The organism is Arcicella sp. (genome assembly GCF_964672035.1).
The window spans coordinates 1-20927 of the sequence record NZ_CBABQS010000022.1; the positions used below are offsets into that span (position 1 = coordinate 1).

18 protein-coding genes are annotated in these 20927 nt (G+C 37.6%); 8 read left to right on the forward strand and 10 right to left on the reverse strand.

The features are described 5' to 3' along the window. The 3 genes from AC1W31_RS08365 to AC1W31_RS08375 form a co-directional block, all read left to right on the forward strand. Positions 1–1584, forward strand: a 1584-nt coding sequence (locus AC1W31_RS08365) for a TonB-dependent receptor domain-containing protein (RefSeq protein ID WP_481733974.1), incomplete at its 5' end; no start/stop codon positions are given. A 146-nt stretch (positions 1585–1730) separates the two neighbouring features. Then, a complete protein-coding gene (locus tag AC1W31_RS08370) occupies positions 1731–3251 on the forward strand; it encodes a SusD/RagB family nutrient-binding outer membrane lipoprotein (protein ID WP_481733975.1) in 1521 nt (506 codons plus the stop codon). Positions 3252–3279: 28 nt separating this feature from the next. After that, positions 3280–4053, forward strand: a complete 774-nt coding sequence (locus AC1W31_RS08375) for a DUF4397 domain-containing protein (RefSeq protein WP_481733976.1) — start codon at positions 3280–3282, stop codon at positions 4051–4053. Between the two features lie 124 nt (positions 4054–4177). Here the strand turns inward: AC1W31_RS08375 and AC1W31_RS08380 are convergent, their stop codons facing one another. The 4 genes from AC1W31_RS08380 to AC1W31_RS08395 form a co-directional block, all read right to left on the reverse strand. Beyond that, positions 4178–5074, reverse strand: a complete 897-nt coding sequence (locus AC1W31_RS08380; protein WP_481733977.1) for a phosphodiester glycosidase family protein — start codon at positions 5072–5074, stop codon at positions 4178–4180. Between the two features lie 168 nt (positions 5075–5242). Then, a complete protein-coding gene (glmS, locus tag AC1W31_RS08385) occupies positions 5243–7078 on the reverse strand; it encodes a glutamine--fructose-6-phosphate transaminase (isomerizing) (protein ID WP_481733978.1) in 1836 nt (611 codons plus the stop codon). 274 nt (positions 7079–7352) lie between these two features. Beyond that, a complete protein-coding gene (locus AC1W31_RS08390) occupies positions 7353–8909 on the reverse strand; it encodes a DUF4270 family protein (protein ID WP_481733979.1) in 1557 nt (518 codons plus the stop codon). Then, complete coding sequence (locus AC1W31_RS08395) at positions 8821–9630, reverse strand: glycogen/starch synthase (RefSeq protein WP_481733980.1); 810 nt, start codon at positions 9628–9630, stop codon at positions 8821–8823. Before AC1W31_RS08395 ends, AC1W31_RS08390 begins: the two co-directional genes overlap by 89 nt. 381 nt (positions 9631–10011) lie before the next feature. Here AC1W31_RS08395 and panC point away from each other — a divergent pair, with 381 nt between their 5' ends. The 5 genes from panC (at position 10012) to AC1W31_RS08420 (ending at position 13539) form a co-directional block, all read left to right on the forward strand. Then, positions 10012–10851 carry a pantoate--beta-alanine ligase gene (gene panC / locus AC1W31_RS08400; RefSeq protein WP_481733981.1) on the forward strand — a complete coding sequence of 280 codons (840 nt, stop codon included), beginning with the start codon at positions 10012–10014 and terminating at the stop codon, positions 10849–10851. A 178-nt stretch (positions 10852–11029) separates the two neighbouring features. Beyond that, positions 11030–11380 carry an aspartate 1-decarboxylase gene (gene panD, locus AC1W31_RS08405; protein ID WP_481733982.1) on the forward strand — a complete coding sequence of 117 codons (351 nt, stop codon included), beginning with the start codon at positions 11030–11032 and terminating at the stop codon, positions 11378–11380. Positions 11381–11383: 3 nt separating this feature from the next. Next, positions 11384–12376 (forward strand): lysylphosphatidylglycerol synthase transmembrane domain-containing protein, encoded by a 993-nt coding sequence (locus AC1W31_RS08410; RefSeq protein ID WP_481733983.1) that lies wholly within the window; start codon positions 11384–11386, stop codon positions 12374–12376. Beyond that, a complete protein-coding gene (gene rfaE2 / locus AC1W31_RS08415) occupies positions 12369–12845 on the forward strand; it encodes a D-glycero-beta-D-manno-heptose 1-phosphate adenylyltransferase (RefSeq protein WP_481733984.1) in 477 nt (158 codons plus the stop codon). The genes AC1W31_RS08410 and rfaE2 overlap by 8 nt, the downstream gene beginning before the upstream one ends. Positions 12846–12849: 4 nt before the next feature. After that, entirely contained in the window at positions 12850–13539 is a 690-nt protein-coding gene (locus AC1W31_RS08420; protein ID WP_481733985.1) for a zinc metallopeptidase, read from the forward strand. A 56-nt stretch (positions 13540–13595) separates the two neighbouring features. Here AC1W31_RS08420 and AC1W31_RS08425 read toward each other — a convergent pair whose 3' ends face one another. The 6 genes from AC1W31_RS08425 to AC1W31_RS08450 all read right to left on the reverse strand — a co-directional run bounded on the left by AC1W31_RS08425 (position 13596) and on the right by AC1W31_RS08450 (position 20919). Further along, a complete protein-coding gene (locus AC1W31_RS08425; RefSeq protein ID WP_481733986.1) occupies positions 13596–14864 on the reverse strand; it encodes a hypothetical protein in 1269 nt (422 codons plus the stop codon). After that, complete coding sequence (locus tag AC1W31_RS08430) at positions 14806–15162, reverse strand: hypothetical protein (RefSeq protein ID WP_481733987.1); 357 nt, start codon at positions 15160–15162, stop codon at positions 14806–14808. The genes AC1W31_RS08425 and AC1W31_RS08430 overlap by 59 nt, the downstream gene beginning before the upstream one ends. A gap of 138 nt (positions 15163–15300) precedes the next feature. Further along, positions 15301–15738 carry a D-Ala-D-Ala carboxypeptidase family metallohydrolase gene (locus tag AC1W31_RS08435; protein ID WP_481733988.1) on the reverse strand — a complete coding sequence of 146 codons (438 nt, stop codon included), beginning with the start codon at positions 15736–15738 and terminating at the stop codon, positions 15301–15303. Positions 15739–15766: 28 nt separating this feature from the next. Then, entirely contained in the window at positions 15767–16090 is a 324-nt protein-coding gene (locus AC1W31_RS08440) for a hypothetical protein (protein ID WP_481733989.1), read from the reverse strand. Positions 16091–16325: 235 nt separating this feature from the next. Continuing rightward, on the reverse strand, positions 16326–17768 hold the full coding sequence (locus AC1W31_RS08445; RefSeq protein WP_481733990.1) for a TolC family protein: 1443 nt from the start codon (positions 17766–17768) through the stop codon (positions 16326–16328). Then, on the reverse strand, positions 17755–20919 hold the full coding sequence (locus AC1W31_RS08450; protein ID WP_481733991.1) for an efflux RND transporter permease subunit: 3165 nt from the start codon (positions 20917–20919) through the stop codon (positions 17755–17757). Before AC1W31_RS08450 ends, AC1W31_RS08445 begins: the two co-directional genes overlap by 14 nt. Positions 20920–20927: the final 8 nt, after the last annotated feature.

The window sequence follows — 20927 nt, forward strand, 5'->3', positions numbered from 1 at the left end:
ATTGGCGATTTGAATGGCTCATTTTTGGTCGGAACTTCTTTCGAGGATAATAGAACGGAAACGAATGGTTTTTACGGAGAAAAATTGTACCTCCCAGATTTCAACAGCGTTAATAATACTGACATAACAACGCAAAGAGCCAAAACTACAATCGTTCAAAAACGTTTGCAAAGTGTATTTGGTAGTTTAGATTTGAACTATAAAGATTTACTTTATTTAAGAGTTACGGGCAGAAATGACTGGTCGTCAGCCCTTTATGGCGCTCCACGATACGATTATTTCTATCCTTCGGTGAGTGCAAGTTTTGTCTTTACCGAAATTCCAGCATTCAAAGAATTAGGATTTTTATCATTTGGCAAACTTCGTGCTTCTTACGCAGAAACAGGAAAAGACCCATACACTCCCTACAAAATTAAATCAAGTCTTGCCCCACAAACTACCACGGATGGCGGTTTTGCGTATGGTTTTTATGGGGGTAACCCCAACCTCAAACCCGAAAGAGGCGTGGGTATTGAAGTGGGAACGGATTTGCGTTTTTTCAAAGGACGTTTCGGAATTGATGCTGCTTATTATACCAATGAGCGTTCAAATCAAATCGTTACGCAACGTTTGAGCTACGGAACAGGATTTATCTTTGGTCTATTAAACGGAGGAACTTTCAGTAATTCAGGCGTTGAAATTCAGTTAACGGCTTCTCCCATCAAAATGAAAGGCTTTACGTGGGATATTAATTTGAATTTCTCAAAACTCAAAACAGCCGTAAAAAATCTTCCTGCGGAGGTAGCTGAATATTATAATTCCGATACTTGGCTTTATAATAATGCTCGTGCCAGTGCTTTTGTCGGTGATTTAACGCCTTATTTCAAAACCGTTGATAATCTTGAATATTACCAACAATGGGCAGGATCGGCCACTTCAATTGGTGGATACAGCTATTTACGCAATAAAAGAGGTGATATTTTGATAAATCCTTCAACGGGTTTACCGATTAAGAATACCAACTTCTTGCCCATTGGCGACCGTAATCCTGATTTCACGATTGGTTTACGTAACTCATTTACGTACAAATCTTTTTCACTTTCTTTCTTATTGGATATTCGTAAAGGCGGAGACGTTTTCAACGGCAATGCGATGTGGTTGTATGAAAGAGGTTTGAGCCCAAAAACGCTTGACCGTAATTCACCAGTTGTTTATAAAGGTGTATTGAGAGATGGTTATGAAAATGCTGAAAATCCTACGCCAAACACCGTACAAATAACGCCAAGTACAAGTGTGGCTCAAGGATATTATGCTTCTTTGGCGGAATCAGATTTTGTTGAACATAGCATCAATTGGATTAGAATGCGTGATGTAAACATCAGTTATAGCATTCCCAAGAAGGTGTTGAGCAATGTTAAATTTATCAAAAATGCTTCGGTTTTTGTGAGAGGAACAGAGTTATTTCTTATCACAAATTATACAGGAGCTGACCCAAGTGTAAACGGAACTACTGCAACATCTTTGGGCGTTGGAGCCGCTGGAATTGATTATGGTACAATTTCATTACCACGCACTTTCAGTACTGGTTTAAGTGTTACGTTCTAATTTAAAATCAAAACCCATTAAATCTATTCATTGGAAGAAATAAATTAAGTATTTCAGTTTTATAAAAATACTACCAACTGAATTACTGCCAATTCTTTTTCTATTGTTCTCTATGATTTCTATGTGGTTGCAAAATATACATTCAAATGAAAAAAATAAAATATATACTACTGACCCTCACAGCTTTGACCTTCGGTAGTTGCAAGGATTATCTTAACATCAACGAAGACCCCAGCAATCCACAGGTTGCGGAAGGATACGCTCTTTTGCCCGCCATTGTGGCTCAAATGGTTCGTGGAGAACAATTTGATGGTCGTTTTGCAGGACAATATGCCCAAGTTTGGTCATCTTCAGGAGGTGGAAATACGTGGGATTTGCACAGTTATGCCTCTGGTAGTGATTCAGGTGGCGAGAAATGGAGAACCCATTATTGGTCAATCGGCGAAAACGTTGATTTGATTGTGGCGGATGCCGTAGCAAAACAAAAATGGGATTTCGTAGGAGCAGCAAAAGCCATCCGAGCTTGGTCCTGGCAAAGTACGACTGACTGGCACGGAGAAATGATTTTGAAGCAAGCTTGGGAACCCAATCGTTATGTTTTTGAATATGATTCTCAAGAAGATGTGTATGCGGAGGTTCTCCGTTTATCCAATGAAGCATTAGATAATTTGAATAAAACGGGCGATGGCGTTGGTTCACTTTCACGGGGAGATAAAGTTTACAATGGTAGTTTGGACAAATGGAAGAAGTTTGTTTATGCCAATTTAGCCCGTAACGCCAATCACTTGAGTAATAAAGCGACCTATGCTCCTGATAAAGTAATTGAATATTGCGATAAAGCTTTAGCATCCAATGCCGATAATTTCAATGCTCCTCATCGTGGATTAAGCACAACGGATGGAAACTTCTTTGGCCCATTAAGAGACAATATGCAATCGTATCGCCAAACGGATTTTAGTATCAGTCTGATGGATGGTCGTGTGTTCAATGGCGTTGTTGACCCACGTTTATCTTTAATGTTTACGGCTTCAACCGATGGTGTTTACAGAGGTGTAACCCCAGGAAGTGTTGATGCCAATGCTTCACCAATTGATAATCCTAAACGTGTACCAATTTTATGGGGTGTAACATCGGCAGCTTTAGCGGGAAAATCACCCGTGGATGTTACTAAAGGGAAATATATTTATAAAGATGATGCTCCTTTTCCTATTTTCACGTATGCCGAAATGCAATTCATCAAAGCAGAAGCTGCCTTCAAAAAAGGGGATAAAGCCTTAGCTTTGGATGCCTATAAAAAAGGAATTGCCGCTCATTGTGATTTTGTAGGGGTTTCAACTACCGCAAAAAATGACTTTTTAGCCAGTAAAGCCGTAAAGCAAATAGGTACAGATTTGACGATAAGTGATATTATGTGTCAAAAATTTATTGCTTTATATGCGCACGGAAACATGGAAACATTTGTGGATGTTCGTCGCTATAAATATGACCCAGCGGTGTATATTGGATTTACTTTGCCAAAGCCTTTGGCAACCGAAAACAATGGAAAACCAGTTCAGAGAGTACGTCCAAGATACAATTCAGAATACGTTTGGAATCGGGCATCTTTAGATAAAATTGGTGGAAATAATCCTGATTATCATACGTATGAATTGTGGTATATTAAATAAACATTCAAGAATTTTAGCTAATAATTTTATGAAAAATAAACATATTTTATCCATAATTACCCTTTTAATCGCCTTCGTAGGTTTGATTTCATGTGGTGATCAACAGGACTCATTTCAAATTATTTCACCCGCAATGGGCGCTCGTGTGAAATTTATTCATGCCGCACCCGATGTGCCGGGGATTGATATTTACGTAAATGATAAAAAGTTTTCGGGCGTAAATACTTCCCCGCCAGCCGTACCAACGCTACTTACTTATGGAGGTTCATATCCATCAACGGCGGAATATGCAACCTTGTCAGCGGGTAAAGCCAAAGTAGCAGTGGTTGTTCCATCTCTGAATGTAACAGGAATTACCGCTGATTTGACCGTTGAAGAAGGGAAGTATTATTCAGTTTTTGCTACGGGTATTGCTCCAACTTATACGCCCTTGGTTTTGGAAGATAAACTCCCTGTGGCAAGTGGAAAAACTATTTTTGTAAGGGTTATTAATTTAATTCCTAATTCAACTACGGCAGATTTTACGGTAAATGGAAACGTAATTGCTTCGGGTGTAGCATTCAAAAATACGGATGATACTTTTTATTCAGTGCCAATTGATGCTTTTACAACGGGAACGATAAATGTACCTTTTACCATAAAAGTTTTAGGTGGCGTTGCTACTGTTAACATTGCAACGGTATCGCAAACAGCGGTAATTCCTGGAAAAATTTATACCGTTATTGCCAGAGGTGTGGTAACAACGGATGCAAAAAATCCAACAAAATTTGCTCCATCCACAACAATTTATGTAAATAGATAGAGAGAATTAACCATCAAAAAAGCCGTTTCAGTTTGTCTAAAACGGCTTTTTTGATGGTTTTATAAAATAAATTGCATTGTGCTTTCTATTAAATAAATGGAAATTGAATAAATACCTACTGAAATTACTTCTTCGAAATCATCAATATATTACTCACTGGTCTTTCACCAAAATGGTCAAACTGTTTATTATCACTCGGAAAATTAACTACGCCATCAAGCGGTTGTCCTTTAATGTACATTGTTGTTGAGCCTCCACCATCTAAATTTACCGCATCCTTACACCCTAACATTTTAGATAAATAAGTCAATTCGTGCAAAGTCATACCTTGTGCCATAGTATTTCTTCCATCCACTGTAATCAATAATAAATCATCGTCGTTGGTTATGCAAGCACAAGTTCGTGGGTGACGATTATTATTGAAAGGATTATTTCTTAATTCTTGCTCTTCATCGTTATAAATTAGCAAAGGTCCCGTTACTAAAATATTAGGTTGAGGCAACGATTTTTCCCAGTATAATTTCTTTTCGCCTTTCACAATCTTGAAATCATTATCATCAATTGTGATGGCTGCGATGCTGTGTTCGGGAATCAATTGGTTGGGCGTGTAAGCGGCAGAATCTAAAATCTTTTTGTTTATCTTAATAAAATCAACGGAGCCTCCTCTTTTGGTATTGAAAAAACCGCCGTTTACCGCCGCAAGGGCATAATTTTCAAAAGCAATCGTACTGGTGGGTTTCAACTTTCTGAGGGTATCGCCTTCTGGAACGTAGTTGTCGGCTGAAGCAAGCGCAAATTTTAGATTTTTATTGTTACGTTTCGTTTGAAGAATACTAACAAATTGATTGGAAGCAAATAATTCTTTCTGATTGAAATGATAACATCTCCAAGTAAGTCCGTTGCCTAAGTCCGTAGATATCCACCTGACGTAAGTGAGCATCAGTGAATCGGCATAGTTTTGAGCATGAGTCGTAAAGGAAAATACCGTAAAGCAATATGCAGTCAATAATAACCGCTTCATAAATTTTCTTGGATACTTAGGCAATGAATTGATAATTACGAAGATAACGAAAAAGTCTCCTTAGAAATTATTTTAAAGGAGACTTTTATTAAACGGTAAATACGAATTATGATTTTACATTTTATATTTAATTTTAGCGAAAATCTGAAATCTGAAATCTAAAATTTCTTACTCCACCGTAACTGATTTTGCTAAATTCCTTGGTTGGTCAACATTACAACCACGCATTACCGCAATATGATACGATAATAATTGCAAAGGAATTGTTGCCAATAAAGGAATCAACGCATCGTGAGCCGCAGGAATTTCGATGGTATAATCCGCCATCGTTGGAATTAATTTATCTCCCTCCGTCACGATAGCAATCACTTTTCCTTTCCGTGCTTTTACTTCTTGAATATTTGAAACCACTTTTTCGTAAGAACTATCTTTGGTCGCAATGAAAACAACGGGCATTTCTTCGTCAATCAAAGCAATGGGGCCATGTTTCATTTCTGCCGCAGGATAGCCTTCAGCGTGTATATAAGAGATTTCTTTTAATTTCAATGCACCTTCTAAAGCTACTGGAAAATTATATCCACGACCTAAATAAATGAAATTACGAGCATCTTTGAATTGTTCGGCAATCAGTTTTATTTTTTCATCCATCAATAAAACTTTCTCTATTTTTGAAGGAATACGCTCTAATTCAAACAATAATCTTCTGAAAGTATCTTCGTGCAAAGTACCTTTTTTGCGGGCAATTGCAATGGCCATCATGGCTAAAACTGTTACTTGAGCGGTAAAAGCTTTGGTCGAAGCTACGCCAATTTCAGGGCCAGCGTGGGTGTATGCTCCTGCATGCGAAGCTCTTGGAATAGAAGAACCCACCACATTACAAACCCCAATAATCGTTGCTCCTTTTGATTTTGCTAATTCAATTGCCGCCAACGTATCCGCTGTTTCACCAGATTGTGAAATGGCAATCAAGAAATCTCCTTCTTTGATGATTGGGTTACGATAACGGAATTCAGAGGCATATTCAACTTCAACGTTGATTCTGGCTAATTCTTCAAAAATATATTCTGCTACCAAACCTGCGTGCCACGACGTTCCGCAAGCTACAATAACAATACGTTTTGCTTTGGCTAATTTATCAATATAATCACGCAAACCTCCCAAAACTAAGTGTCCATTATCGGCACTTACTCTCCCACGCATACAATCTGCTACTGAGCGAGGTTGTTCAAAAATTTCTTTCAACATGAAATGCTCGAAACCACCTTTTTCAATGGCTTCCAATTCCATTTCAAGTGTCTGAACGTAAGGAGATTGAAGAATATTGTCAATATTTTTAACCGTCAATTCTCCATCACGAACTACCGCTAATTCATAGTCATTTAAGTAAATAACTTCGTTGGTATATTCAATAATTGGCGTGGCATCAGAAGCAAAAAAGAATTCGCCTTCTCCTACGCCAATCACCAATGGTGAACCTTTGCGAGCGGCAATCAATTGATCTGGATTGGTAGAATCCATGATCACAATGGCATAAGCACCCACCACTTCTTTCATGGCCAAACGAACGGCCTCTTCTAATAAACAACCTGTATTTTGTTGAATATCTTCAATGAAATGAATAAAAACCTCAGAATCTGTATCAGAATGAAAAACGTGACCTTTTTTTATCAAACTCTTTTTGATAGAGTCATAATTTTCAATAATTCCGTTGTGAATAATGGCTAATTTTTCATTAGCTGAATAATGTGGGTGAGCATTGGTATCATTTGGTTCGCCGTGAGTGGCCCAACGAGTGTGACCAATCCCGATGGTACTATGAAGATTTTCACCAATTAGTGTCGTTTCAAGGTCTTTTACTTTACCTTTTTTCTTATAAACATTCAGTCCGTTATTCATCAGAGCAACGCCTGCACTATCATATCCACGATATTCCAATCTTTTTAATCCCTTGATAATCAATGGATAGGCTTCACGATGCCCAATATAAGCGACAATTCCACACATAAGTTTTTAGTTATTGGTTAAAGAGTTGTAGAAGTTAATAAGTTTAGGGTTAAAAGTTAAAAGTTTAAGATTTATAAATATTAACTTCCGAAACTAATAACTTTAAACATTTCACTCGTTAACTTTTCACTCTTTCAGTAATATATTACCACAAAAATAAAGCGGAGAATTCAGATTATGAACCTCCGCTTCGGATTAATTTTATTTTAGACAATTCAATGAAATAATCATGCTAAATTAACGATGTTTCATAAAATATCCATGTACTTGCAAACTACTTGCTAACATAGGTATAATACAATTTCATTTTTATCTTTTTATAATCAAAAATTGCTCTATCGGCTTCTGAACTTACGATGCTCCTACCTGAAATGGGGCCTCTCGACGTTGATGAAGTTACAAAAGTGTCAGCTGATAACAACCAACCATTCGTTTTGTTTCTTCCCGAAAGAATATTTTGTAATGAACTGGTAACGTTGAAAGTATAAGTATTACTCTTTGATACGTAAGTGGCAGTTGACCCCTCTCCTACTACAAAAAGCAAACTTCCATCCCCGGTAGTGGTACTTCTAACGGGACGATTGGTGGGTGTACTTTCAATCAATACTAAATCAGTGGGCAATGAATAATAATTAGAGACATTGGGTTCTAAGACTAATTCTGCCTTATTTATGGCAATATCTTTTCGTTCTTTTAATTTCAACAAAGATGGAAAGTTCACTTTCACCGCCAATCCCGCACTCGATTGTAGTGCCACTTGATTATTTGACTGAGAAAATGGTAAAGCATCCGTTGGATTTACTAATTTAGCAAAAACTCCCCCACTTCGATTAGTTGTTATTTTATTAAAACGTGCATTATTTGATACGCCAGTTGAACGGGTATAAAGACCAACATACAAATCATTCGTTTTTGTCGTATCAACAGTTACTCGGATACTATCAGCTGTGTTTGCTACGTTTCTGAGCGTATATACATATTTATAATTGTAATATATCCTCAATATTGTGCGATCAGCAGCAAAACCAACGACTGCTGCATTTTTATTGCTTTCCGAAGTTACAGCAAAACCTCTAATTTTATCTTTAAATCCTGTACCAATTAATACATCATCCTTGGTCGTGAGGTCACGTTGAGATTTAATAAAATTAACAAACGTTTGCTCCACGATTGGTACTTTTAAAGTGTCAAATCGTTCTACGCCAGAAATGATATATTTATTCTTGATAGGTCTAACTTTTACATTCTGAACCTGTCCCAATACGGTTGATTTTAACGCAGGAGCATCTGTATTGCTGTAATACGTGGAAGTTGCCAATAATGAGGCATCATCCGCTAATTGGCTTACTTTAAAAGTTTGATTTTGTAAAGTATCCCCATGATAAAAACTGTATGGCAAAATAAAACGAATTGAGTCTGCCTTACTCGGGAATCTTACCCATGTAACGTCTTTTCTACCAGCCGTATCAACCACTGAACGCAACGTATCAGCATTAGCAATATGAAAATAACTACTTGCTTCTACCAATCCAAGCGTTGGGTCGATATATCGCCCTACCAAAATATTTGCGGTTGTACTGGTAACAATTGAATCTAATAAAACGGTGGACGCATCAATCGTAAGCGTATCAGTATAAAGTAAGCCAATATCTTGGACAAATACTTCAGAACCAATTTCTTGAGGATCTTCGCAAGCCGTTAGAAACAAGCAAAAAGAAAGAATAAGACCTGCAAATAAACTTTTATTCACCCACCAATTCTGTGTAGAAGTTGTAGAAACCGTCGATATCTGTTTCTGAAATGTACTTAAATGTCTTGTCAGGTAATTCATTAAAAATAGTGTTAAATTTCTCTGTAACTTCTTCGTCTGTGGTAATCACTACGTCGGAATATTCGATACCAATTTTCATAAAACCGTTATAATCCGCCGTGTCTAAACTACTTAACATATTATCTTCAACGTTTGTATTTTTTACTTTTTCATACAAACCTTCAAACTCAAATTTATTAGGAAAGCTATTATCGAAAACTGAAAACACGGTCTTTGAATCCTTGAAAATTACGTCATTTTTATAAGTAGTTTTCAAATATAATGGAATCAGAGCACTCATCCAGTCGCTACAATGCACAATATGAGGTGACCAACCCAATCTTTTAACGGTCTCTAAAGCACCCTTGCAAAAAAAGATGGCTCTTTCGTCATTATCATCGTAAAACTTGTCTTCTTTGTCCGTAAAAACGTACTTTCTTTGAAAATAGTCTTCGTTATCAATAAAATAAACCTGCAACCTTGCCAAGGGCAAAGAGGCTACTTTAATCGTAACAGGCATATCTGAATCACCCACTGGAACGGTGAAACCCGATAACCTTACTACTTCATGAAGGCGGTTTTTGCGTTCATTGATTAAGCCAAAACGTGGGACTAAAATCCTGATATCGAACCCTTTATCCTGCATAGCAGAAGGAAGTTTTCTAATGAAATCAGCGACTGGAGTCACGGCAAGAAATGGGTCAACTTCACTGGCAACGTAAAGGATACGCAATTTAGACATTGTTGTCGTAGTTAGGAGCTTTGTAGATGTTAAAAAGTGTTAAGCTAATGAAGATTAATTATTACTGATTGAAGACTGGTAAAATACGAACCTACGGATAAACTTTAGTAATTAAAATCTGCAAAATCTTATACACAATTACTCCAAAGCAAAGAAGTATTCGTGAAAATTTATGCAAAATTACGAAAAATATACGGATATTCCATCATAAATTGGTGATGACTTCTGAATTCTGTGTTCAATAGTACTATGTTTTGTAAACATTTGTTAATAGTTAACCGCTCTATGAAATAATTTAGCGGGATGTATCTTTGAAATTTTCAAATTATATTTAGAACTTTCGCCTCAGAACGAAGCATCACGTAGAACATAAAACCAAAAATGCAGATTTTTTATACTATCAATACTTTACAAGAATTCTTAAAAACGCAACGTAAAGCAGGTCATTCAATTGGACTTGTGCCTACCATGGGGGCATTACATCAGGGACATTTATCATTAATCGAAGCCTCGAAAGCACAAAATGATTTAACCGTCTGTAGCATCTTTGTTAATCCTACACAGTTCAATAACCCACAAGATTTAGCCGTTTATCCACGCACCTTAGAAGCTGATTGTGAGATGCTTGAAAGCGTAAAATGCGAGGCAGTTTTTGCTCCAAACGCCCATGATATTTATCAAACATTACCCAATTTAAAGTTTGATTTCGGCGATTTGGAGCGGGTTATGGAAGGAGAATTTCGCCCTGGTCATTTCAATGGCGTTGGGATTGTGGTGTCAAAATTATTTAATATTGTTCAGCCCGATAGTGCCTATTTTGGCCAAAAAGATTTACAGCAATGTGCTATCATTACTCGTTTGGTAAAGGATTTGAGCTTTAGTTTAACATTAAATATTTGCCCCACCCAACGAGAAGCTGACGGTTTAGCCATGTCTTCTCGGAATCGAAATCTTACGCCAGAACAACGAAAAACGGCTCCTGAAATTTATAAAGCCTTGCAAAAAGCGGTAGAACTTTTAAAAGATAAAAATCCTGCACAATCCATTAAGGGCTTTATTACCACTAATTTAGATAACATTGAAGGTATTGAAGTAGAATACTTTGAAATTTCGGACTTTGAGACACTGCAACCCATTAATGAACTTTCGGAAGGGAAAACCGCTTTGTGTATTGCGGCTTTTATGGGCAAAACTCGGTTGATTGATAATGTAATTATTTAAGTTTCCATTGTTCGATTTTCGTTATTGAACACCCGTTTAATTTGGTTAGAGTCATAAATTCTAAATACCTTTGTGATTGAAATCAGTTTCATCTAATTGATGAAAATTATTATGCTCGAAAATCCAAACATCGAACCGAAGCGACGGTCGCAACGAAAATCCAATATCAAAATATAATATGTTTATTCACGTAATGAAATCTAAACTCCACCGGGTGAAAATCACGCAAGCGGAGTTGAATTATGTTGGAAGTGTAACCATCGACGAAGACTTGATGGAGGCTGCCAATCTTATTGAAAACGAAAAAGTACAAATTGTTAATAATAATAATGGCGAGCGTTTCGAAACTTACGTTATCACGGGTGAACGTGGTTCTGGAACGGTTTGTTTGAATGGAGCCGCTGCCCGAAGAGCCCAAGTTGGAGACATTGTTATCATCATTGCTTACGGAATAATGACTCCCGATGAAGCCAAAGAACACACACCACGTTTAGTTTTTCCTGATAGTAATAATCGGTTAGTCCAATAGTTTATGAAAAAAATCATTCAGTACCTCCTTTTTTTAGGAATTGGGGGCGGATTAATTTGGTATTCTATTGCCGCTGGAATTATCAATCCAACAAAATTGTGGGAAGATGTCTCGCACGCCAATTTATGGTGGGTCGGTTTGATGGTTGTCTTAATGTTTGTTGCTCATGGAAGTAGAGCAGCCCGTTGGCAGATGTTATTAGAACCTTTGGGTTATAAACCTTCATTCATGAATGTAAATAATGCCGTTTGGTTGGGCTATTTTGCCAATAACTTAGTGCCTCGTTTGGGTGAAGTAACCCGTTGCAGTCAGCTTTATAAAAGCGATAATATTCCCGTAGATAAATCACTGGGAACGGTGGTTACCGACCGTATTTTTGATGTCGTTACTCTTTTCATTTTACTGATTGTCCACTTTATCATTGATTTTGATAGACTTTGGGCATTTGTTAATCATCAATTATCCCAAAATCAAGGTAGTGAAGGAGGACATTCAACCTTGATTTATATCCTTTTAGGAATCGTTATTTTAGTAGGAATCGTCTCGTTTATGTTTCGTAAAAGCATTTTAGAAGTGGTTCTTATTCAAACCATTATCGAAAAGTTGAAAGGACTTTTGGACGGACTTCTGAGTATCAGACACTTGAAAAATCCTAAATTATTTCTGTTTTATTCCGTCATGATTTGGTTGATGTATTGGGCAATGGGATACGTTTTGTTCTTTGCCATTCCAAAATTCGCCAACCTCCCTCCTATTGCGGGTTTGACGTTTTTAGTATCGGGTGCTCTGGCCATGATTTTGCCTTCGCCAGGCGGTGCTGGAACGGTAACTGCGATTGTTTCGCCCGTTTTAGTAACGATGTACGGACTTTCAAAAGATGATGCGGGAACATTGGCTACTTTCGTTCAGAGTTCGCAAATGTTGGTTACTTTGGTAGTTGGAGCGGTGATTTTTTTTATTAGTATTTTTGTAAAGAAGAAGAAAATAAATGACTGAAAATAAAATACATACCCGCCAAACAGCGAGCGAACAAGTTGAACAGTGGCAATCGGAAGGTAAAAAAATTGTCTTTACCAATGGTTGTTTTGACATTGTTCATTTAGGCCATATTGATTATTTAGAAAAGGCCCGTAATTTGGGCGATAAATTAGTTTTAGGACTCAATACGGATGTTTCTGTCAAACGATTGAAAGGTGAAAGTCGCCCAGTTGTGAATGAATATGCCCGTTCAAGAATGATGTCCGCCTTTGAATTTGTGGATTGTGTGGTGCTTTTTGACGAACCAACACCCTTAGAATTAATTGAAACAATCAAGCCCGATATTTTAGTAAAAGGCGATGATTATTCATTGGAAACTATTGTAGGGGCAGATTTTGTTATAGGAAAAGGAGGAGAAGTAAAAACGGTTCCTTTGGTGAAAGGTTATTCAACCACGAGTCTAATAGAAAAAATAAAAGCAATATAAGGCCATGATAATAATATTTGTAATCACATTAGTCTTTGCAGGCATCGGAATGTTGGTGCAGAGTCGTTTGAAAAGTAAATTTAAACAATACTCGGAAATTGGTTTACGAAATGGACTTTCGGGCAAAGAAATTGCCGAGAAAATGTTGCGAGATAATAATATTTTTGACGTAAGAATTGTGTCCGTTGAAGGTCAATTGACCGATCATTATAATCCATCCGACAAAACGGTAAATCTTAGTCCAGACGTGTATCAGGGCAGAAGCGTTTCAGCCGCTGCCGTAGCCGCTCACGAATGTGGACACGCCGTACAGCACGCTGTGGCGTATTCGATGTTAGGATTCAGAAGTGCGATGGTACCCGTTTTGAACGTTGCCAATAATTTCATGCCGATTGCTTTATCGGTAGGTATGATGATTTTATATTCAACGGGCAATCGTTTGGTTTTGATGGTTGGCGTAGTAATGTTTGCCTTGGCAACGGTATTCAGTTTCGTAACTTTACCCGTAGAATTTGATGCATCAAACCGAGCTTTGGCGTGGATGGAATCAAAAAATATAGTAACTCAGCAAGAACACGATGGCGCAAAAGATGCCCTTTGGTGGGCAGCCATGACTTACGTAGCGGCGGCCATGGGAATGTTGGCTCAATTGCTTTATTACGTAAGTTTGCTTTCGGGCAGACGGAATAATTAGGATATTTAAAAGCCTCTCAGATTGTTTGAGAGGCTTTTTTTATTAGAATAGTGTTTTCATTTATCAACAATTTTAGTTCCAGACCCAAAGGCAGTAATAAGGTTTAAGAATGCAAAAACATTTCCACTTTTAGAGATTGAACCATCAAAATCTTTACCAACAGCCAACGAAAGCACTATTGTTTTACTTACTTCATAATTTGCATTAAAAGCCAGTCTCAAACTCGGCTCTACTCTACTTTTTTCATTTTGCTTACTAAGAATACTACGATAGAGTAATTCAAGGTTTATGGTTGTTGAATGAATTCCTCCATTAATATAGGACGTTTTCAAGCCATAATCAAAAGTTGATACCTCTGTTTTCCCTTTCAAAACTCCTTTTTCATCAGCCCATATTTGAGCTGGGTTTTTGAAATAACGTAACATAAGTAAAAATGAAAGTTGCCCTTCTTTATTTTTATCCGCCCAATCATACCCAAAAGTTGTCCAAACTCCTCCTCTAAAACTTAATGAAGAATCAACATTATTTTGAGGATACCTATACGAAAATCCCCCTGCAATATCCATTTTAAAACCATTTCTTACAGTTTCTTTACTGGCAATATTTACCTTATCGCTATTAAATTTTTGAAGAATCTGTTGTTTTAATTTTTCTTCAAAATCAACAGCACTATTTCTAATTTTTTTAGCTTCTTCCCTCATACCTATTCCACCAAGAGAATCTGCTTTTGCATTTAAACGTACTAATGTGGCATTATTATCAACCAAATTTTCAATTAATGAATCAAGTTTTCTTGAACGCATCATGAAATCTTCAACAGAATTATTTCTCCCTCTGAATAATGAAATTTTTCCTCCAAATCCAATTAAAGAATTATTTTTATACCCTTTTAAAGCATTTGAGCTATCCCGATACGCTACTGACACAACTAAACTTTGCTTTAAATTGTCCCAGATTTTATCAGAGCTATATTCTGTATAGGTTCTACTCTTTCCACCGAAAAACCAAAACGGAGCAATATCTACGGCAAAACTCTTCGGCAATGCAGTAAAGTTTGATGTTGAATTTTGAAAAGAGGCAACAAATGCACTTGGGTCAGAGGGAGATTGAATTTCACTTGGAGAAAAGGCCAATATGTTAGCTGCGGGAGAAGATGGGGCTTTTACAAAATTAATATTAACAGAATCCTTCTTTCCCTGTGACAAACATTTAGATAATGTTATCAAGATAATTGTCGTTAAATAAAATATCCTTTTCATATAATTTTTAGACAAAGAGAATACGATATGTATAAACAATAAAACCGCCAGTTGGAATAATTTCATTTTCAGGTAGTTCTGAATCGAATATTGTAACGCCATCAGTTAATGTAAATTTAACAAATGACTTACCTGAAAGCATTCTATCTTGAATATTACATCTTACTCGTAAAACAGCATCTTTAAGTGGATTTTTAAAGTGAGTCAACTCAATTGAAAAATCACTTTCTAATGTTTCCATAATTTTTATGTTACCTAATAATACAGAAGTTCTTGAAGGTTGACCATGACCTATATGCATTTCAAGCGTTACAGGATTTCCTAAAATTGATTGATATGTATCATTAATTGTTGTATTTGCCATTACTGTAATTAAATTAAAGTCTGAATAAAATATAGTTCACTTTTAATTATCTCCAATACCCAAACCCACCAAAAAATCAATTGAAAAGTATGAATTTCAAAACCAACCAAAAACTTTATTGTTCGGTCAACCTTAATATTAAACTTTTGTATAAACCGTCCTATTCTCCCCATCCTTCCGTGCTAACATTGCTTGTCGGCGTTGAACGGGTTTGTACGACACGTGAACCCACGAACTGAATTCATCAATTACTTGGTCGTAGGGCAGGCTTGAATTTCTTATTAAATCGAATAATTCCGCTGGTGTCATGCCTTCCACGTTGATGTCGGCGGCTTCACCTTTTTTGTGTTGGCTTGTGGCTGAACCGCCTACGAGTGAATTGACGGTTGGATTCCTAAACCCTGATTGAATATTGATGGATTTATTTACTAAGGTTCGCAAAGGCTCTAAAACATTCACGCATAAATCCGTGAGTGCCTTCGTCTGACGTGCATCGGCTTTGTTGATGATTCCGTGTCGGATGGCAGTTTGACTGCGTTCCATTTCTTGGAGGGTGAAATGTGGGGAGAGATTCATGGGATTAAGGTTTAATACTATCAAAATTTTACGCTCTATTAGGACTTGGTGCCAACAATCCTGCTAATGCTCCAATAGCGGCTGAACCAATTGCCGTTAAGATGGTTGGAATGTCAGTATCTTTTACAGGAGTTCCAAAAGCAACTCGCCAAACTATTCCCAACGTGATTATTACAATTACAGAACCCAATGAACCTACAACCATTCTATAAATCCAGTTGTCTGGAACAAAAGAGGAATCCGAAAACTTATTCATGGCTGCCACAGGGTCATCTTTGAAATCCTGTTGAATTTTTGGGTCATTTTGTACAATCTCTTTTAGATTTTGTACATCCTTTACTTGTTGTTGCATCTTTAAAAGCAGTTTGGGGTAAATTAATAATTTTATCACCCAAACATAATAAAAAAAGCTAAACCTAAAAGGCTTAGCTTCAATTACTTAACACATTTTTTATTATACGGTCATTTGTCTTATTCTACACTCAAAAAATAATATTTTGCTTTAATTTTCTAATATTTACCGTTTTTTCAGACTCTATTTCAAATAATTCTATGAGTCAACTACTTCTAAGAATGCTGTTAATATATCACCTCCGCCAACCGCCACCCAAAGATTTATAAAGCCCAATGACGGAACTATATTGACGTTTTTTCAAATTTATCAGCTCAGTTTGTGACTGCAAAGCATTTTTTTGGGCGGTAATAACTTCTAAATACGTAGCTCGTCCAGACCTAAACAATTCGGAAGAAATCGTAATGGATTCTCTTAGAACATCCACTTCTTGACTTTTCAACTCATACATTTCATTCGTATTCTGAATCAAATTTAATTGGTTATAGACCTCCGTAAAGCTATTTACCACTACTTTTTGATAGTTAACGTAAGCCATTTTTTGGTCGGCTTTTGAGGCCATCAAATCGGCAATAATTTGTCGGCGATTTGCCAAAGGTGCCGTCAATCCTCCGAATGTGTTAAAAGCTAAAGAGGCAGGATTTAACAATAAAAGTGCCTTAAATGACTGAAAACCAAGTCCTCCCGTCAGGTTCAGCGAAGGGTAAAAAGCAGCTTTTGCCGTAAAAAGATTCGCTTTCGTTGCTAATAATTGGAATTCAGCTTGTTTAATGTCAGGTCTATTTTCGAGGATATTTGAAGGAATTCCAGCCGTCAATTTCGGTGGAATAACATTCGCCCAAGCCACTTTTAAACGAAGGACGTTTTGGGGATAACGTCCCACTAAAAAATTAATAAAACTTTCAACTTCAATGATTTGCTGTTTTACTTCAATTTTAAGGGATTTTGAACTCAATAATTGAGCATTTAGTAGGTTTACCCCCAACTGATTTGCCTGTCCTGCTTGTTTCAACACACGGGTAATTTCAACGGCTTTTTCCTGCAAAATGATGTTTTCTTCCAGAATATCCAACTCATTATCCAGAATCAATAACTCATAATAACCAGAAGCTATTTGAGCAACTAATTCACTGACTACCAGATTTTTGCCCGCTTCACTCGACAGCAATCTTGCCACGGCTGATGTTTTCTGACTCTTCAATTTTCCCCATATATCAACCTCCCAAGAAGACTGGACACCCACATAATAATCAGGAATAATCACGTCAGGAATCTGTTGTTTTCCATCAATATTGGTAGAAAATCGGGTATCATAATTACCCACACCATCAATGGTATAATTACCATATTTCCGTTGCCCCATCGCAACATTTCCCGTCAAATCTGGCTTACCCAGTCCTTTTGTAAATCGAACGCCCGCACGAGCCATTTCAATTTTTTGCAAGGTTATTTGTAGGTCAAAGTTATTATTGAAAGCCGTATCAATTAAGGCAATCAAGGTTGAATCCGAAAAAAATGCTTTAATCGTGGGTAATTCAAAGGTAATGGAATCAGTTTTTGCCCTAAAATCTTGCGGCATCGTCAGCATTGGGCGATTTTGTGGAATTTCTTGTTTGATTTTACACGAACCCAATAGCACTATGATAATAATGAAATGATATATTTTATACTTCGACATACGTTTCTTCAATGATTTTTTTAGTTTTTTTCTTACGTTTTACCAAGCCAATTCCCGCAAAAATGACGTATAATCCTGGGATAATAATCACGCCAAATAGTGTTCCGAAAAGCATCCCCCCTGCGGCAGCCGTACCAATGGTTTTGTTGCCAATGGCACCCGCCCCAGCAGCAAACATCAAAGGAATAAGTCCCGCAATAAAGGCAAAGGAAGTCATTAAAATTGGACGAAAACGTGCCACAGCTCCACCCACGGCGGCTTTCAGTAGCGTTTTGCCCTGTTTTCGCTGAAGCACGGCAAACTCTACAATCAGGATGGCATTTTTTCCTAATAGACCAATCAACATCACCATGGCCACTTGCGCATAAATATTGTTTTCTAAGCCAAAAAGGTACAGAAACAACAGAGAACCAAATATCCCAACGGGCAACGATAAAATGACGGGAAGCGGCAAAAGGAAACTTTCATATTGAGCGGAAAGCAATAAATAAACGAATATTAAACAGATGATGAAAACCAGAATTACCTGATTGCCTGAAAGTACCTCTTCACGAGTCATACCCGACCATTCGTAGGTATATCCACGGGGTAATTCAGTTTTGGCAACTTCTTCAATGGCTTTAATGGCATCGCCCGAACTGTATCCGTTGGCGGCTTCTCCGTTGAGCATCGCTGAAGTATACATATTGTAACGAGTCAATTGTTCGGGGCCATAAACCCGCTCGATACGGCTAAAAATAGAATAAGGTACCATTTCACCACTTTTATTCTTGATTCGGAGCTTCATAATATCCTCAGGCAAAGCTCTATATTTAGGGTCTGCTTGAATCATTACTTTATACATTTGTCCGTATAGAATAAAATTGGTGGCATAAAAACTACCAATCAACGACTGCAAATTGCTCATGGCAGCATCAACGGATATCCCTTTTTTTGCCGCCATATCTTGGTCAACGTGAATCATGTATTGGGGAAAATTTGGATTGAAACTGGTAAATGCCTCCTTTATTTCGGGTCGTTTTTTTAAGGCAGCAATAAATTTTTGCGCTATTTCGGCAGTCCGTTGAAGATTACCCGAACCCGTTTTATCCAATAATCTAACTTCAAAACCACTGGCATTTCCAAAACCTGGCACGGCAGGTGGTGGGAAAAACTGAATTTCGGCATCCTTGATGTGCTTAGTTTTGGTAATTAATTGAGCAATAATATCATCCGCCGTAGCTTTTCGTTTGTCCCATGCTTTTAGATTGATCGTACTCATACCAAAAGAAGCCCCCACGCCATCGGTCATCATACTAAAACCTGAAAGACTTGAAATGGACTCAACTTCGGTAATTTTCTGAGCAATTTTATCAATTTCATTCATTACCTCTTCCGTCCGTTCAAGGGTTGCGCCCACGGGCGTCGTCACGTTGGCATAAATGGTTCCTTGGTCTTCGGTGGGAATAAAACTGGTTGGTAAAACACTCCCAACGCCCCAAGCTCCTACGCAGAATACGACCAAAATTCCAAAAGTTATAACTCTTCGATTGGCAATGACTCTCAATAAACTTCCGTAACGAACCGACAAACGATCGTAAGCATAATTAAACCTACCAAAAAAACGAGTGAGAATATTATCTTTCTTAGTTTCTAAATGGGGATTTGTGAGCATAATAGCACACAGAGCGGGCGTTAAAGTCAAGGCGTTTATTCCCGAAATAACAATGGAGATTGCCATGGTGACGGCAAATTGTCGATAAAAAACACCAACAGGTCCCGATAAAAATGCTACGGGAATAAACACCGCCGACATCACCAAGGTAATGGCAATGATGGCTCCGCTAATTTCTCCCATCGCTTCAATAGTGGCTTCTCTGGCTTCCAGGTGCTTTTCTTCCATTTTTGCGTGGACGGCTTCCACCACCACAATGGCATTATCAACCACAATTCCGATGGCTAAAACCAAAGCAAAGAGCGTCAATAAATTAATGGAAAAACCAAATAATTGCATAAACGCAAACGTACCAATCAACGAAACGGGAACGGCTAAAACAGGAATCAGCGTTGAACGAAAATCTTGTAAGAAAAGGAACACCACCAAGGCCACTAAAATAAAAGCTTCGATGAGTGTTTTAATCACTTCGTGAATGGAAGCATCCAAAAATCTCGACACATCGTAGCTAATGGTGTAGGTCATTCCTGGGGGAAAAGTGGTGGATTTTAGGAATTCTAAACGGTCTTTAATCGTCTGAATTACCTCACTGGCATTTGAACCTGGGCGCTGTTTCAACACAATTGCTGCCGATGGTTTGCCATTTTCTTTTGAAAGTACATCATAATCGAGCGAACCAAATTCCAAATCTGCTACATCTCTCAACCGCAACATTTCGCCACTTTCAGTAACTTTGATTACCACATTTTCATACTGTTCTTTACGGGTCATTTTGCCCGTATATCGTAAAACATACTGCAAAGACTGAGGTTGACCATGACCACCCGAACTTTCACCCACTTTTCCAGGGGCAGCTTCCACATTTTGTGCTTTTAGTGCCTTAATAATATCATCGGCAGAAATCTGGTAGGCATCCATTCGAGCGGGTTTCAGCCAAATACGCATCGCATATTCTCGTGAACCCATAATATCCACAAATCCAACGCCATCAATTCGTTTTAGTTCGGCTAAGACATTGATATCAGCGAAGTTATAGATAAATTTTTCGTCTAATGATGTATCCTCACTAATCAAATTGATGTACATTAACATACTATTTACCTCTTTTTCGGTTGAAACTCCCGCCTTGATTACCTCTTCTGGCAATTCATCCAAAACAGTTGTCACTCTATTCTGAACGTTGACGGCTGCCACATTGGGATCGGTGCCAACTTCAAAATAAACTTGAATAATACTGGTGCCATCATTACCAGAAACCGAAGTCATGTAGGTCATGCCAGGCACACCATTGATCGCTCTTTCGAGGGGTGTTACCACGGCTTTGGCACAAACTTCGGCGTTTGCTCCTGTATATCTGGTGGTTACAGAAACGGCAGGCGGAGCAATATCAGGATATTGCGTAATGGGCAACACTAACATTGATAACACACCTAACAGCACAAAAAATATTGAAATAACCAGTGATAAAACTGGTCTATCGATGAAGTTCTTAAACATAATAAAAA

What these genes read in the sequence shown, in the direction of transcription:
- AC1W31_RS08370 (WP_481733975.1), top strand. Translation starts at nt 1,731, where the DNA reads ATGAAAAAAATAAAATATATACTACTGACCCTCACAGCTTTGACCTTC.
- AC1W31_RS08375 (WP_481733976.1), top strand. Translation starts at nt 3,280, where the DNA reads ATGAAAAATAAACATATTTTATCCATAATTACCCTTTTAATCGCCTTC.
- AC1W31_RS08380 (WP_481733977.1), bottom strand. Translation starts at nt 5,074, where the DNA reads ATGAAGCGGTTATTATTGACTGCATATTGCTTTACGGTATTTTCCTTT.
- glmS (WP_481733978.1), bottom strand. Translation starts at nt 7,078, where the DNA reads ATGTGTGGAATTGTCGCTTATATTGGGCATCGTGAAGCCTATCCATTG.
- AC1W31_RS08390 (WP_481733979.1), bottom strand. Translation starts at nt 8,909, where the DNA reads ATGAATTACCTGACAAGACATTTAAGTACATTTCAGAAACAGATATCG.
- AC1W31_RS08395 (WP_481733980.1), bottom strand. Translation starts at nt 9,630, where the DNA reads ATGTCTAAATTGCGTATCCTTTACGTTGCCAGTGAAGTTGACCCATTT.
- panC (WP_481733981.1), top strand. Translation starts at nt 10,012, where the DNA reads ATGCAGATTTTTTATACTATCAATACTTTACAAGAATTCTTAAAAACG.
- panD (WP_481733982.1), top strand. Translation starts at nt 11,030, where the DNA reads ATGTTTATTCACGTAATGAAATCTAAACTCCACCGGGTGAAAATCACG.
- AC1W31_RS08410 (WP_481733983.1), top strand. Translation starts at nt 11,384, where the DNA reads ATGAAAAAAATCATTCAGTACCTCCTTTTTTTAGGAATTGGGGGCGGA.
- rfaE2 (WP_481733984.1), top strand. Translation starts at nt 12,369, where the DNA reads ATGACTGAAAATAAAATACATACCCGCCAAACAGCGAGCGAACAAGTT.
- AC1W31_RS08420 (WP_481733985.1), top strand. Translation starts at nt 12,850, where the DNA reads ATGATAATAATATTTGTAATCACATTAGTCTTTGCAGGCATCGGAATG.
- AC1W31_RS08425 (WP_481733986.1), bottom strand. Translation starts at nt 14,864, where the DNA reads ATGAAATTATTCCAACTGGCGGTTTTATTGTTTATACATATCGTATTC.
- AC1W31_RS08430 (WP_481733987.1), bottom strand. Translation starts at nt 15,162, where the DNA reads ATGGCAAATACAACAATTAATGATACATATCAATCAATTTTAGGAAAT.
- AC1W31_RS08435 (WP_481733988.1), bottom strand. Translation starts at nt 15,738, where the DNA reads ATGAATCTCTCCCCACATTTCACCCTCCAAGAAATGGAACGCAGTCAA.
- AC1W31_RS08440 (WP_481733989.1), bottom strand. Translation starts at nt 16,090, where the DNA reads ATGCAACAACAAGTAAAGGATGTACAAAATCTAAAAGAGATTGTACAA.
- AC1W31_RS08445 (WP_481733990.1), bottom strand. Translation starts at nt 17,768, where the DNA reads ATGTCGAAGTATAAAATATATCATTTCATTATTATCATAGTGCTATTG.
- AC1W31_RS08450 (WP_481733991.1), bottom strand. Translation starts at nt 20,919, where the DNA reads ATGTTTAAGAACTTCATCGATAGACCAGTTTTATCACTGGTTATTTCA.